11 protein-coding genes are annotated in these 12,906 nt (G+C 71.8%); 4 read left to right on the top strand and 7 right to left on the bottom strand.

Annotation, left to right across the window (positions count from 1 at the left end):
* Window positions 1–45 precede the first annotated feature (45 nt).
* From NQZ70_RS49995 to NQZ70_RS50005, 3 genes are all read right to left on the bottom strand, one after another.
* Window positions 46–558, bottom strand: a complete 513-nt coding sequence (locus NQZ70_RS49995; protein ID WP_129580528.1) for a hypothetical protein — start codon at window positions 556–558, stop codon at window positions 46–48.
* Window positions 559–893: 335 nt separating this feature from the next.
* On the bottom strand, window positions 894–1,409 hold the full coding sequence (locus NQZ70_RS50000) for an RNA polymerase sigma factor (protein ID WP_129580529.1): 516 nt from the start codon (window positions 1,407–1,409) through the stop codon (window positions 894–896).
* Window positions 1,410–1,607: 198 nt separating this feature from the next.
* A complete protein-coding gene (locus NQZ70_RS50005) occupies window positions 1,608–3,008 on the bottom strand; it encodes an RNA polymerase sigma factor (RefSeq protein WP_237244776.1) in 1,401 nt (466 codons plus the stop codon).
* A 451-nt stretch (window positions 3,009–3,459) separates the two neighbouring features.
* On the opposite strand from NQZ70_RS50005, the gene NQZ70_RS50010 reads away from it, so the two are divergent.
* Complete coding sequence (locus tag NQZ70_RS50010; protein WP_129580531.1) at window positions 3,460–4,698, top strand: hypothetical protein; 1,239 nt, start codon at window positions 3,460–3,462, stop codon at window positions 4,696–4,698.
* 524 nt (window positions 4,699–5,222) lie between these two features.
* On the top strand, window positions 5,223–6,509 hold the full coding sequence (locus NQZ70_RS50015) for a hypothetical protein (protein WP_129580532.1): 1,287 nt from the start codon (window positions 5,223–5,225) through the stop codon (window positions 6,507–6,509).
* 144 nt (window positions 6,510–6,653) lie between these two features.
* Here NQZ70_RS50015 and NQZ70_RS50020 read toward each other — a convergent pair whose 3' ends face one another.
* Window positions 6,654–7,763, bottom strand: coding sequence for a hypothetical protein (locus NQZ70_RS50020; protein WP_129580533.1), 1,110 nt, complete (start codon window positions 7,761–7,763; stop codon window positions 6,654–6,656).
* A gap of 118 nt (window positions 7,764–7,881) precedes the next feature.
* The gene (locus tag NQZ70_RS50025; RefSeq protein WP_129580534.1) at window positions 7,882–8,760 is read right to left on the bottom strand and encodes a hypothetical protein; all 879 of its coding nucleotides are present in this window, start codon (window positions 8,758–8,760) and stop codon (window positions 7,882–7,884) included.
* A gap of 381 nt (window positions 8,761–9,141) precedes the next feature.
* Between NQZ70_RS50025 and NQZ70_RS50030 the strand changes: the two genes are divergently transcribed.
* Window positions 9,142–9,915, top strand: a complete 774-nt coding sequence (locus tag NQZ70_RS50030) for a hypothetical protein (RefSeq protein WP_129580535.1) — start codon at window positions 9,142–9,144, stop codon at window positions 9,913–9,915.
* A 113-nt stretch (window positions 9,916–10,028) separates the two neighbouring features.
* Here the strand turns inward: NQZ70_RS50030 and NQZ70_RS50035 are convergent, their stop codons facing one another.
* Window positions 10,029–10,394: a VOC family protein gene (locus NQZ70_RS50035; RefSeq protein WP_129580536.1), complete on the bottom strand. Its 366-nt coding sequence runs from the start codon at window positions 10,392–10,394 to the stop codon at window positions 10,029–10,031.
* A gap of 580 nt (window positions 10,395–10,974) precedes the next feature.
* Between NQZ70_RS50035 and NQZ70_RS50040 the strand changes: the two genes are divergently transcribed.
* Window positions 10,975–11,268 (top strand): DUF6968 family protein, encoded by a 294-nt coding sequence (locus NQZ70_RS50040; RefSeq protein ID WP_129580537.1) that lies wholly within the window; start codon window positions 10,975–10,977, stop codon window positions 11,266–11,268.
* 82 nt (window positions 11,269–11,350) lie between these two features.
* Here NQZ70_RS50040 and NQZ70_RS50045 read toward each other — a convergent pair whose 3' ends face one another.
* A complete protein-coding gene (locus tag NQZ70_RS50045; protein ID WP_165374569.1) occupies window positions 11,351–12,862 on the bottom strand; it encodes a restriction endonuclease subunit S in 1,512 nt (503 codons plus the stop codon).
* Window positions 12,863–12,906 lie beyond the last annotated feature (44 nt).

A 12,906-nucleotide genomic window follows, 5' to 3' on the forward strand; every position in this document is an offset into this window, starting at 1 on the left:
CGAGTCAGCGCTGGAGCGGAGCGCCACCCGCGAGGGCGGCGGCGGTCACGCGCCGGGCGGCGGCTCGGGCGACTGCGCCGGCTGCGGCTCTTCCCCGCCGCGCGCGCGGCGCGTCGCGAAGATCTTCGCGAGCGGGGCGGTCACGGTGCGGAGCGCGGGGTTCACCTCCGATGCGGCCTTGGAGACGCCGTAGGCGACGAGCGAGGGGCTCCACGCCTCGGCCGACCAGGCGAGGCGGCTGTCGGCGAGCCGTTGCCAGAGCTCCTCGACGCGCTCGAAGAGCGGCCTGATCACGTCGAGGTTGTTCAGGTCCTCGAGGACCGCCTCGGAGGAGAAGCCGGCCGCGGTGGCCACCGCCGTATGCTCGGCCATCGCGCGGCAGAGCGACCGCGTCGCCTGCTCGAAGCCCTCTCGCGCCCGCGGGATGGCGGCGCGTTCAGCCTCGTTCAGCACGACGAGATACGGTGCGAGGAGCGCGAAGGCTTCGTCGATCTTCTTGCGAGCCTTGGCGGTGGCGAGCTCGAGCTCTGCCGTGTCGATGCGGGTCGGAGTGGGCACGGGGATAAACCTCCTGATGCGATGGATGTGGAGCGGTGAAAAACAACCAACGTGGCGGAACGCCGCCGTATCGATGTCCCGAGGAGCGCATCGCCGGAGCGTCTGTCAAGGGAGCACATCGACGAATCGACGTGGATCATCGAAAAACCGATGTGGATCATCGAAAAACCGAGGTGGGGCAGCAGAAAACCGACGTGAGGGATCGAGAGGGCGATGGGGGACAGCAAAAAACCGACGTGCGCCATCGGAGGACCGATGCGCGCCATCGGCGGCGCGAGGTGGGGGTCGGGAGAGCGAGGCGCACCTCGCCGCATCGCCCGGCGATCGGGGATTGGCTATCCCGGCTCGCCCTCGCGCGCGAGCTGCGCGAGCTCGACGAACGCTGCGAGCGCGCGGGCGTGATGCTTGTAGGCCGTCGAGCGAGGGAGCCCGCGCCGCCTCGCGATCTCCGCCATGGGGATCTCCTCCACGTGGCGATCGAGGAGCAGCGCTCGATGCTCGGGCGCGAGCGCGTCGATCCACGAGCGCACCAGCCGGCGCTGCTGTTCGCTCCCGATCAGCTCCTCGGCGCCGGGGCGCTCGTCCGCGACCGCGAGGTCCGGCGCTTCTTCGAGGAGCACCTCGCGCCGGTGGCGCTGGCGCTCGTGATAATGGGCGGCGACGTGGACGGCGATGCGGTTCATCCAGCGCGCCGGCGCGGCGCGCGCCGGGTCGTACCGCGAGAGGCTCGTGAAGGCCGAGAGGAGGACCTCCTGCGCGAGATCCGGCTGATCGTCGCGCGGGACCCCGAGCCGCCTCAGCCAGCCGAGCACGGCGCGAACGCTCTCCTCCCGGAACAGGCGCCCCGGCATCTGCACCTCCGCGGCCGGCTTTGCCGCCGCCGGGAGAGGCCTGCAGGCGAGGGGCGCCGTGTCCGCCCCGTTCGTTCGTGACGATGCATTCACGGATGAGAAATCCGGGCGCTGCCTGCGATCCGTGGCGAAATCGACCGACCCCCGAACGGTCTTCCTGGCGCGCGGAGCCGAGGGGGCCGGGTCGACTCGGGAGGTTCACGGCGGCCGTAGCGCGGCGTCGATCGAGGGCAGGAACAAGCTGTCCGGGAATGCGGCACGGAAGCGCTCGGCCCGCGCGGCGGCCTCGTCGCGCCGTCCAGCCACGACCAGGACGCGGACGGCCAGGGCCTCGCGCTGCTCGGTGCTCGAGCCGCGCGGGTATCTCCGCGCGTGCCGATCCAGGAGCTCGAGCGCTTCCATCGCTCGCCCGGCCCCGAGCGCGGCATCGGCGCGGCCGAGCAGGCCGATGTCCGCGCCGCCGCCCTGGGGGGCGGCTCCCTGCGCGGCGCCGGGCGCGGCCCTCCGCGCGGCGCTGCGCGCAGCACGTCCTGATGCCGGGACGGCGGTCGCCGGCGCCGTACCGGCGGTCGCCGGTACGGCTGCGGCTGGCGCGGCTGCGGCTGGCGCGGCTGCGGCTGGCGCGGCAGGCGGGCCTCCGGGCGGGGTCGCGCCGGCAGCCGCGGGCAGCCTGCCGGCGATCTCGTCGCGCCGGATCTCGATCGCGGCCAGGGGCGGATCCGGACCGAGCGCATGGATCGCTCCGGCGCTGGCGGCCGCGCCGCTCAGGAACAGCGCGGTTCCCGCGGCGGCGAGCTTCGCGCGCGAGGTCGTCACGGCCGCCGTGGCGAGCCGCGGCCGCGCGATCATGGCCATGAGCGCCGCGCCGCCCGGGGAGCGCGGGGGCGGCGCGCGCAGCGGATCGCACGGCGCACCGCGAGCGCCGCCGCCGGCGGCGAGGGACGCCTGAAGCCGGGCCCAGAGCGGAGCCGCGAGCGCCTCGGCTGGCGCATCGAGCCCGCGGGCGCCCCCATCGAGCAACAGCGGCGCGGGCGAGAGGACGCCTGGCACCATGGTCATGCGCGAGCCGCGCAGCCCGAGCGCGTGGCGGTCGCGGGCGTCGAGCCGCCTCGCGGCAGCCTCGAACTCGTCGCGGGCGCGCCGCAGCCGGTCCCACGCAGTGTTCTGGGAGATGTGGAACGCCTGCGCGATATCGCGCATCGACACGCCATCGAGATCGTGCAGGATGAAGATGGGACGCCGGCGTTTCTCGATGTGCTGAATGAGCTGCCGGACCAGCTGCCCCGTCTCCGCCTGCGCGTGGAGCTGCTCCACGTCGAGCCCGGGATCCGCGACGTCCACGGCCTGGTCGTGCTCGGAGAGCAGCTCTCGAACGTTCCTGGCGAGCTGCCGATGTCGCAGCGCGATCCGCGAGGCGATCGCCGAGAGCCACGCATTCAGGGAGCCGCCGGGCTGGTAATCTGGAAGGCGCCGGTGGACGACCAGGAAGACCTCGTGGGCGACGTCCTCGAGGTCGCGCGACTCGACCCCCAGCCGCCAGAGCAGCCGGAGCACGGTAGCGTGCGAGGAGCGATAGACCTCCTCGAACGACGGCCGCACGGGCTCGGCCTCCGGAGCAGCAGGGGGCGGCGCAGGAACGGCCCCGGGGGGCGCTGGGGCGACGGCGGGAGGCGGGGCGGGCGGGGGCGTGGAGCGGGAGCGCGGGTCGCTCATCGGTACAAATTCCGGCGGCGGGGCGCGCTTCGTGGCGAAATCGTACGCCGGGGGGAAGAAAAGTGGCGCGGCGGTCGGAAGCGCGCTCGGCGCCCGCCTCGCTGCCTCGTTCAGGTGGGATCGCACGCCGTCGCGGATGCGTGGTGTCGACCCCATCGTGGATGCGTGGTGTCGACCCCATCGTGGATGCGTGGTGTCGACCGGGCGCGAGCCGCGGGCGCACCGCCTCTTCCCGGCGCGTTCGGGGCGTGGTCTTCTCGCCGCCCGAGCGGCGGTCGCGCTGGGCCGGTGTGCGGGCTCCGTGGCCGGTGAGGGCTCGATGTGGCGAGGTGCTTCGATGGAACGGCGTGCTGTGCGAGCGAACGTGCTGATGGGGAGCCTGGCGGCGGCGCTGATTGCCGCCGGCGTGGGGGCCGGCGGCTGCACCCAGCGCCTCATCGTCATCTGCGACGACCCGAACACGCCCGAGCAAGAGCTGTGCAGCGCCGTCATCGACAGGTACCGGGCGGAGCGCTGCGAGGAGGCCGGCCCCGGCGCGGAGGGCTGCGAGGACGCGGGCGCGCCCGGCGAGCCCGACCCGCAGGAGCAGCCTGGCACGCCGGAGGATCCGGAGGGTGAGGAGGGCGGCGCCGGCGCGAGCACCTGCTCCGGACAGTGCGTGCCCGGCAGGCCGCTCGGGTGGTTCGAGCCGCTGCTGCTCTGGTTCGGGTCGCCGGGCGACGCGCCGCCGGAGTGCCCGCCCCAGGCGCCGGTCTTCGGCTACGAGGGCCACGGGGATCTCGTGGTCGAGCCGCACCGGTGCGCGGCGTGCGCGTGCGATCCGGCGGACGCCGCGTGCGAGCTGCCCGAGGCGTGGGCCGCCTACGACACGCGGGCGTGCGGCGCCACCGCCGGCGCGGAGCGGACGTCCTTCGCGGCGCCCGAAGGCTGGGACGGCGCGTGCACCGCGGCGCGCGCGATCCCGGCCGGGGCGGCGTGCGGCGGTGGGCCGTGCGCGCAGTCGCTCGAGATCCAGGCGCCGCGCGTGGTGCCGGGGGCCTGCGCTCCGCGGCGCGCCGAGCCGCCGCCGGCGCCGCCCGCCGTCCGCTGGGGGACGTACGCCAGGGCGTGCGTCGGCGTGGCGATCGGGCGGTGCGCGGATCCCGGGGCGGTGTGCGCCCCGGCGCCGCAGGCGGGCAATGCTGCGCCGCCGGTCGGCTTCTCGACGTGCATCATCCATCACAACGTGGTCGACGAATGCCCGTCGTTCTCGCCCTACTCCGAGCGCCACGTCTTCTACCAGGGCGCGGAGGACACGCGCGCCTGCACGGAGTGCTCGTGCGGCGAGCCGACCGGCGGGGCGTGCAGCATCCTCGCCTCGGCCTACAGCGACAGCCGGTGCTCGCAGCTCGTGGTCAGCGCGCGGGTGTCGTCCGAGGCGACCTTCTGCGGCGCGGTCCCGCGCGGGGTGGCGCTCGGGAGCAAGTCGGCCAGCGTCGTCGACGTCGAGCCGGGGACCTGCGCGCCGGGCGGCGGGGAGCCGACGGGAGGCGTCGCCCCGCGCGAGGCGATGACGTTCTGCTGCCTCCCGCAGTAGCCGCGAGCCGCGGTGCGGAGGAGCGGGCTCGTTGGCGGATGATTTACGGATGCCGGGGGCGGCCCGGTTGTGGTTGTGCGGTGTGGGGCGTGTAGGCCTGACCGGAGGCGCGTGCGGTGTGGGGCGTGTAGGCCTGACCGGAGGCGCCACCGCAGCGGGGCAGAGGACAGAGGAGGGGCACCCGAGGGCACGCAGGAGGGGGGCAGGAGCTCGCCCGCGGGCTCGTTGTGAGCGGAGCCGCTGCGTGTCGCGACGCAGGGATGAATTTGTGAAAATCTGGTGCGCGTGTTCGTAATGCATCGTTGTGGGGAGCGCCGGTCCCGGGCTCATGGGGCCGATACGTAAAAAGGTGGTCGAGGCCGCCAGGGGGCCTTCCTGGGGCGCTGCGGGTGTGGTCTTCTCGCGCTCGGCACAGCGGCACAGCGGCGCAGCGGCCCAGCAGCCCAGCGGCCAGCAGCCCAGCGGCGCGCGGTTCGTGCCCTCGCCGTCGGCGGTGCGCTGTGCCAGGACCCGGAGATCCTTCGATGAATGCGCGGAATTGGCGATGGCTGACGGTGGTGGTGGGCGGCGCGATCCCCGCGCTGCTCATGGCCGGGATCGGCGGCGGCGGCTGTACCGACGACGCCTACTGGTACAGCTGCGACGACGCTAGCCCGCCGACGATCGACAACAAGCCCTGCCGTGATGCCGGTCCCATCACGGACCTCTGTGACGGCGGGGACGACTGCGACGATGCGGGGACCGGTGCAGGCGGCGCCGGTACCGGTGGAGGCGAGGAGGAGGGCGGGGGGGACGGCATCGGCGGCGGCATGTCGTCCCTCTGCGTGGGGCAGTGCGTGCCCAGGGAGCCGCCGGGGTGGTTCGAGCCGCTGCTGCTCTGGATGGGCCCGCCGGACAGGGCGCCGGACTGCCCGGCGACGGCGCCGGTCCCGGGGTTCGAGCTCCACGCGGATCTCGTGGTGGAGCCGTACCGGTGCGCGGCCTGCGCCTGCGATCCGCCGGACGCCTCGTGCGAGGTGCCGGCGCCGTGGAGCGCCGTCGACTCCTCGACGTGCCCGGCCGGTCCCGGAGCGCAGCGGACGCCGTTCGCAGCCCCCGAGGCGTGGGACGGCACCTGCACGACGGCGAACGCGATCCCGGCCGGGCAGGCGTGCGCCGGCGGGCCGTGCGCGCAGTCGCTCGACATCCCGGCGCCGCGCGTGCGCGCGGGCGCGTGCGCGCCGTCGGTGGTCGAGGAGCCTGGCGAGGAGCCCGGGGAGCCGCAGGGGGGCTTCCGCTGGGCGACGCTGGCCAGGGCGTGCGCCGGCGTCACCCCGCCCGCGCCGTGCGGCGGTCCAGGGACGAGGTGCTCCCCGGCGCCGCCGGAGGGCGACGCGGCGCCGCCGGGGGGCTTCCTCACCTGCATCCTGCACCACGAAGGGGAGCACGAGTGCCCGCCGACGTATCCTTCACGGCGCGTCGTCTACGAGGGCGCAGAGGACTCGCGCGGCTGCACGGCGTGCACGTGCGGCGAGCCGAGCGGAGGGGCGTGCAGCGTGTGGGTCTCTGCGTTCAGCGACGCGGCGTGCTCCGACGGCGTCGTCAGCGTCCTGATGTCGTCCGAGGCTTCCTTCTGCGGCGCGATCGCTCCCGGCACGGCGCTCGGGAGCAAGTCGGCGGCCGTCGTCGACCTCGAACCAGGGAGCTGCACGCCGGGCGGCGGGGAACCGATCGGAGACGTCGCGCCGCGCGGGGCGGTCACGTTCTGCTGCCTGGACCGGCAGCCGCAGCCGCCGGAACCACCGCGGCTGTGGAACCCCGAGCTCGGATAGCGCCGCCCTGACGAGGCGCGGCGATGCGCGGCGCGAGCGGCGGAGGGGAGGAGCGCCGCTGCCGTCGAGCGCCTCTCGACCGCGGGGCTTCGCGTGAGGTGGCGCTCCTGCGACCAGCGTCCGCCCGGTGAACGGGGACGCTGCTCAGAACGAGGCGACGAAGCGCAACGTGACAGCGCCCGAAGCCGCACCGGCGAAGGCCGCTTCGCCGTCGTCGAACCAGAGCCGCGGCCGCCGGGCGTTGACCAGCAGATCTGCGGCGAGCTGCGCGGCAAGGCGAGGCGCCAAGGGCACCTCTGCGCCTGCCCGGAGCCCCAGCCCGAGGTGGACCCGCGTTTCCAGGAAGGTCTCCTTGGCGCGCAGGTAGCTTCGGCGCTGACCGGCCGTGATGACGCCGCAACCGAAGAACCATGTCCCGTGCAGGCAGGAAACGAGGGATCCTCCGAGCCACGAGGTGTCGACGGTCAGGTCCGGCCGTGGCGCGGTGGTGACCGGGAGATCGCCGCGCGCCTCGAGCAGGAGCGACGCGTCGGGCCAGCGGAGCCCGACGAAGCCGGAGAAGCCCACGGACAGGCCCGGGGCGAAGCCGGCGGCCAGCACGGGGCCGGCGCCGAGCTGGAGCTTCGGCGGAGCCGGCGCGGGAGCGGAGGGCGGCGCCGGCTGTGCCGGTGACAGAGCGCGATGGGGAGCCGGAGGCGCCGGAGGCGGCGGCGGAGCGGCCTGCGCTCGCGACGACGCAGGCGGCGGCGGCTCGGGAGCGGCCGGCGGCGGCCCGGGAGCGGCCGGCGGCGGCCCGGGAGCGGCCGGCGGCGGCCCGGGCGGGGGCGCCTCGGCCGAAGCCGTCGCGTCGGGCGCGCTCGGCGAAAGGAGCGGGCGCATGGCGACGCTCAGCGTGAGGGTGACGTCGTCGACGAGCGCGCGGCAGTCCGCGGCCGAGCGCTCCTGCTCTCCGCGCAGCTGACCGCCGCCGTCGTACAGCGCGATCGCCGCCTCGAACGCGTGCGCTCGGCGCGCGAGGGCCACCTCCACCCGCCACCCGCCGTCCGGCGAGAACGGGTCGACGCCGCCGAGCCGCGTGGCCAGGGCGTTGCGGAAGCCCTCCTCGTCGGGGCACGCCGCGGCGCCGGGATCGCGCGCGTAGGACAGCCGCGCCCCGCCGGGCAGCACCTCGCCGGCGGCCGACGGCGCCGCGAGGAGCGAGAGCCCGGCGGCGATGGACCCGGCGATGACGTGACTGGGCCGCAGCGTCCGCAAGCGGGGTCTATTTACGGGAGACGCTCTCGATGTGGAACCCCCGGCGGCGATCGGGGGCGCCGGGCTTGCGCAAGCGCGGAGCGCGGCCCGTGAGGGGCGGCAAGGGGCGTTCTTGACGTCAGGAGCCGGTGGAATCGAAGAGCGCTTTCGCGTCGGTGATGAGAACGGCGCGGCGGAGCCAGCGGTCGAGCTCGGTCATGTCGGTGCTCGCGAGGACGCGCTCGCGGACCTCCGGGGGGATCTCCAGGCCGCGCGCTTCGAGCACCGTCAGCACGGCGCTCGCGGCCTCTTCTCGCCGCCCCTCCAGCTGACCCTCCAACCGACCCTTGGCCACGTAACTGCGCGCGAAATCGCTCTGGAACTCGTAACCGCTCTTCATTTGCGCCTCCAGGCTCCGCCTCGCTGCTTCGTTCAGAGAGGATAGCACCACATCGAGGTAGAGGGCTTGCTGCTCCTGATCCAGCCCGGCAGCGGCCGCCAGGGCAGCCATCGCGATCGCCAGGCCGGCCGCGCTCTGCCCGTGCGCCATGACCGACAGCACCGCGACCTCGGGCCTGGCTCGGGCGTCGGCCGGCTCGGTCACGACCGGGACGGCGCTGGGGCCGAGCACGTAAGGCCTGAGCCTCCAGTCGGGCGGACCCAGGTCGATCGGCTGGGCGCTCCAGGCGGCGATCGCCTCGTCGGTGGTCGCGACGAGCAGGCAGACCCGGCACCGGTAACGCGCGCGGACCGCCACGAGATAGGAGGGCCAGGCGTATTCCTTGTCAGGGTCCCGACCGAGCTGCGCTTCGACGACGATCGCGAGCACGGGGCGGCCGTCGAGCAGGAGCACGACGAGATCGGCGCGGTGCTCCACAGGGACGATCTCGGTCAGGTCGGCCGGCTCGACGCGCGCCTCGGTGAACCGCGGCACCGGCGCGCCCAGGGTGTCACGCAGCACCTCGACCGCCAGCGTCGGCCGGTTGCGGAAGAGGTGCAGCAGCGCCTCATGGATCATCGATGGCATGATGGGGTCCTCTCGGCCGGGCCAGCAGAGAGAGCGCTTCACGAGCGCGTGCCATCCCGCAGGGGCGGCGCCGGGGAGAAGCAGCTGGCTCCTACATGATTTTTACGGGCACGAGGAGCGACCGATTTGCCTTTGTGCCCTGCCCGCCGCGCTCCGGCGTAGCTCGCGGGCCATCCTCGGCTCGGCCGAGGCAAGCCATGCCGTCGTCCGCCCGCGAGGGACATGGCACATTCCGTCTCACCCCATCACAGCGTGGGCCACGCCGGGGGGATGACCGGCGCCAGAGGCCGTGATCTTGTCGTGTCCGCAATGGCACACGGGTTGCGTGCATGCCGCCGCATGAGGCGCACTTCCATTTCTGCTCTCGCATTCATGTCGGTCGTCCCCCTCTGCATGGCGTTCGCGTGTGGTTCCGTCGAGACGCCGCAACCCGTCATCCCGGACGACGGCGACGACCCGACGAGCCCGGAGCCGACGTCCGCTTGCGAGCCCCGACAGGCCGGGCTCTCGGCGGATTTCGAGCTCACGATCGAGGGCTGGCGGGGCGACACGAACGGTTACTTTCTGTACAACGTCGCCGCGCCCTGCCAGGTGGAGGCGGCCACCCCGACGTCGCGCGACCTTCGCTGTACGGAGGGCGACGGCGCCGAGCACAGCCTGACGCTCACCATCGCCGATTCCCGCATTGCCGGCGCCATTCCCTCGAACGGTCCCGTGTTCCTGCGGGCGGCGCGGACCGACGCGGAGTTCGGCGAGAACCAATGGTTCGTGGTGCGCGCCGGCTCCGAGGTCACGGGCGCGCTGCTCGCGGGGGGCCTCCGGGCTGGCCACGAGACGCCAGAGGCCGGCGACGGCTATTTCTCGCCGATCGGGATGGTGCTCGGCCCGGAGGAAGGATGCCCCGTGGAGGTCGAGGACCAATGCTTGAACCGCCGCAGAGCACGGATGGGCTTCTGGGTCGACGACATCCCGGGCGCGTCGATCCTCGACGGTCACGAGGGGGATATCGACGCGAGCGGGACGTATCGTGCGGTCGTGGGCGCAAGCGTGGACCACATGCAGGGAGGCTTGCTCTCCTGCGGGGGCGACGATCCGCGCTACGGAGATGATCTGCGCGTCTTGATCGGAGCGAAAGCGCAGGAGTGACCTCCGGGGACCGCTCGATGAGCGCTGCGACCGGGGCGCGGCGGCTGCGCCGCGAGCCGTTCCGCTGAGCGACGCCGCGGGCACTTGCGCCGCCCCGCGCCTCCGCGGAACGACTACGGCTTCAGGCAAACCGCTTCCAGGTTGTTGCCGTCGGGGTCGTGCAGGAAAGCGGCGTAGTACGTCGGGCTGTAATCCGCGCGCACGCCGGGCTTGCCGTTGTCGCGGCCGCCGGCCGAGAGGCCCTCTCGGTGGAACCGATCGACCGCGGCACGATCCGCGGCGCGCAGGGCGATGTGCGCGCCGGGGCCGCGGGGGCCGTCGTCCGCTTGCAGATAGAGGGCCGGTGCGCCCTCGGGGCCGAAGCTCGCGGAAGCTTCGTCGCGGGAGCACAGCACGTGGCCGAGCGGCGCGAGCGCGGCGGTGTAGAAGCGCACGCTCGCGTCGATGTCCTTCACCTTCACGCCGATGTGATCGTACATGGTGTCTCCTCCGGAGGACGGCCCATGGTGGGTGGCCGCCTCGTGGGGGACCCTAACGACGGAGCGCGGGGCGTTCTTGGAGAATGTTGCGATCGAGGCGCGCTGCGACGTCTCTCGGCCACCCCACCCGCCACCACGGTCCGGTGAGAACGGAGAGGCGCGGCCGAGCCGCCTCGCGATTGTGCCTGGGAGCCGTTGCTCGTCGACCCTTCAAGAGCAGAAGCTGCGCGTGAGCGCTCGGCCCAGAGATGGCAATCAGAGGAGGTGGGAGGTGCGTGATGATCCTTCGGGCGATCGCTGCCGCTGCGATGCTGAATCTCGTTTCTGTGCCAGTCTTTGCGCAGCCGGCAACCCGCGGAAGATGCGAGAATGCGTGCGATGCCGGAACCGAGAGGGTCGAGGCGTTCTGTCGAATCATTCCAGACAGAGCTCTCCGCGAACGATGCTGGGTCGCATCGATCTCGTGCAATGCCGCGTGCAAGCACGAATGTAGGGGCCGTTCTGCTGGTGAGCCGAGCGCTGGTGCGTATGGCTGGCCTCGCACGCTTGACGCGATGCTGAACAACGTTAGCATGCAGCTATGGAAAACGTCTGGGCGGAACGGAAGCTGACCTTCATCCCGCACGGTTCGGACGAGCGTTTCTTCCTGTTCGTCTGGCTCGGCCGCCCCTATACGGAGCCCGGGAGGGCCTGGCGGGTGGACCTGGAGATACAGCAGGGGACGGACGAGCCACTGCGGACACACGCGAGCGGCGACGACTCGATGCAGGCGCTCCAGACGGCGTTGGCTGCGATTCCAGATCTGCTCAGCCGGTGGCGGGATCGAGGGAGACTGACATGGGAGGGGTCTGACGGGACGGGGTTCGGGGACTAGCGATCAAGCTGCGACGTGTGGCCGGCCCGCTCGCATCCGCCAGGAAGCGGGGATTAGCCGAGGTCGTGATATCGTCCCGTTGTTATCTCCGAGCAGATCTCGGAGCCCGGTTCCGTGGGCTTGGGGCAAGCTTTGTCGCTTTGGCAACGGCCTCCCTGAGCTCTGGCGTTGCAGCCTTAGGGCGTCGGTTGGCGCCGTTGGAGGTCGTCCCGTTCTCCGCGCTCTCTACGCGCAAGCGTTCCAGGAGGACGGACGCGGGCTCGTCGTTCGGGTCCTGGGGGACGAGCTCGCCGCGGAAGGCTTTGGCGAGTATCGATGTGTCGCAGCGAGCGACCTGCCGCGCCAAGTTCGCTAGTATATCACCAATTTTATATATTCCTACCAGGAGGGACTCGACAACCTTCGTGAGCCGGCGCTGCTCTGCGGAGGGAGCGAGGGGTACCGGCCAATTGCGCATTCGTTCCGCCGTCAAGTGAAGAATTCCAACGCCTGGCGCCATTGCGGCGAAATTGCCCAACAGTGCGTCTTGGAGGAATGCGAGATGTAACCAGTCTCCGATAAGATCCTCTGACCACGGGCGAATGCGTAGTACCGTCGCTTGGAAACAGCAGTCTTGGATCTCGCCTCTCCATATGGCAGGCTTCCCGACCTCTGTAGGGCTACCGGACGCTTCGTTCAGAAGGACGTCGCCAGGCCGCAGAAAGAGCCGTTCGGGATCGGCGAAACCCATCTTTTGAACGTCGGAGAGATCGAGGCCACGCCAGGTAATATTTGCTGCGCGAACGTAGGGATACTCTGCTTCCCCTGCATACTCCGGCGCACGGCGCTGTCCAAGCTGGATCTCTGCGACCTCGGATAGCCCAGCCCAGCACCATCCCTCGGGCAACTCCGGCAGCTCGCTCGCATCCACCGACTCCGGCTCCTCGTACCGATCCTTCCACCGATCGTCCTCCGGCACTTTCCCCTTCGCCCGCATCTTGGCGAGCTCCGCCTCCTCCCATCGCCGCCGCCGCTCGGCGCGGATGCGCTTCAGCAGCTCCTCGGCCGGCTCCACGTCGGGGTTCTTCTCCCGCCAATCGGCGGTGAGGTCGCCGCGGAAGGCGGCCGCGAGCACCGACTTGCGGAAGCGCTCGAGGAGCGCGGGGATGGCGTCGAGCGCCTCCTTGGCGCGGCGGCTCTTGGTGGTGAGGAAGTCGATCTTGGCGACGATGCGGAGTTGTTCGTCATAGGGAGGAAGAAGCACCGGTAGGTCGCGCAAGATTGCGCCGCTGATCTTCGGCATGTTGCCCGCGGTGCCGGTTGCCTTCGCGCGTAAGTATGTTTTTGCCTCATGGGAATTGATGAATCGCCAGAGGTACCCAGTATCGACGAACCGCTCGCGCGGCCTGATTCGCATCATCAGATCTGGGTATATGTAAGTTTTCTGGGGACCATCGAAGATGGCAGCTGTTCCGACGTAGTCGAGCGTGTTGGCGCGCTGGACAAGTATATCCCCCGGCTTCAGCCAGAACTTCGCATCCGCAGGGATTGACTCTGTAATTCTCTTTATTGTGTCGTTGTTTAGGATGAGTTGCCCACTCGTCGTCGCGCTCAACCTAAGGGTCAACGTTCCAGCGGCTGTCGGCGTGCTTGGTGGTG

The sequence above is a fragment of the Sorangium sp. So ce836 genome, from assembly GCF_028553905.1.
GTDB classification, from domain to species: Bacteria; Myxococcota_A; Polyangia; order Polyangiales; family Polyangiaceae; genus Sorangium; species Sorangium cellulosum_D.

Excerpts from the sequence above, each read along its gene's own strand:
- NQZ70_RS50000 (WP_129580529.1), bottom strand. The coding sequence starts at position 1,409 with ATGCCGGGGCGCCTGTTCCGGGAGGAGAGCGTTCGCGCCGTGCTCGGC.
- NQZ70_RS50010 (WP_129580531.1), top strand. The coding sequence starts at position 3,460 with ATGGAACGGCGTGCTGTGCGAGCGAACGTGCTGATGGGGAGCCTGGCG.
- NQZ70_RS50015 (WP_129580532.1), top strand. The coding sequence starts at position 5,223 with ATGAATGCGCGGAATTGGCGATGGCTGACGGTGGTGGTGGGCGGCGCG.
- NQZ70_RS50025 (WP_129580534.1), bottom strand. The coding sequence starts at position 8,760 with ATGATCCATGAGGCGCTGCTGCACCTCTTCCGCAACCGGCCGACGCTG.
- NQZ70_RS50030 (WP_129580535.1), top strand. The coding sequence starts at position 9,142 with ATGTCGGTCGTCCCCCTCTGCATGGCGTTCGCGTGTGGTTCCGTCGAG.
- NQZ70_RS50035 (WP_129580536.1), bottom strand. The coding sequence starts at position 10,394 with ATGTACGATCACATCGGCGTGAAGGTGAAGGACATCGACGCGAGCGTG.
- NQZ70_RS50040 (WP_129580537.1), top strand. The coding sequence starts at position 10,975 with ATGGAAAACGTCTGGGCGGAACGGAAGCTGACCTTCATCCCGCACGGT.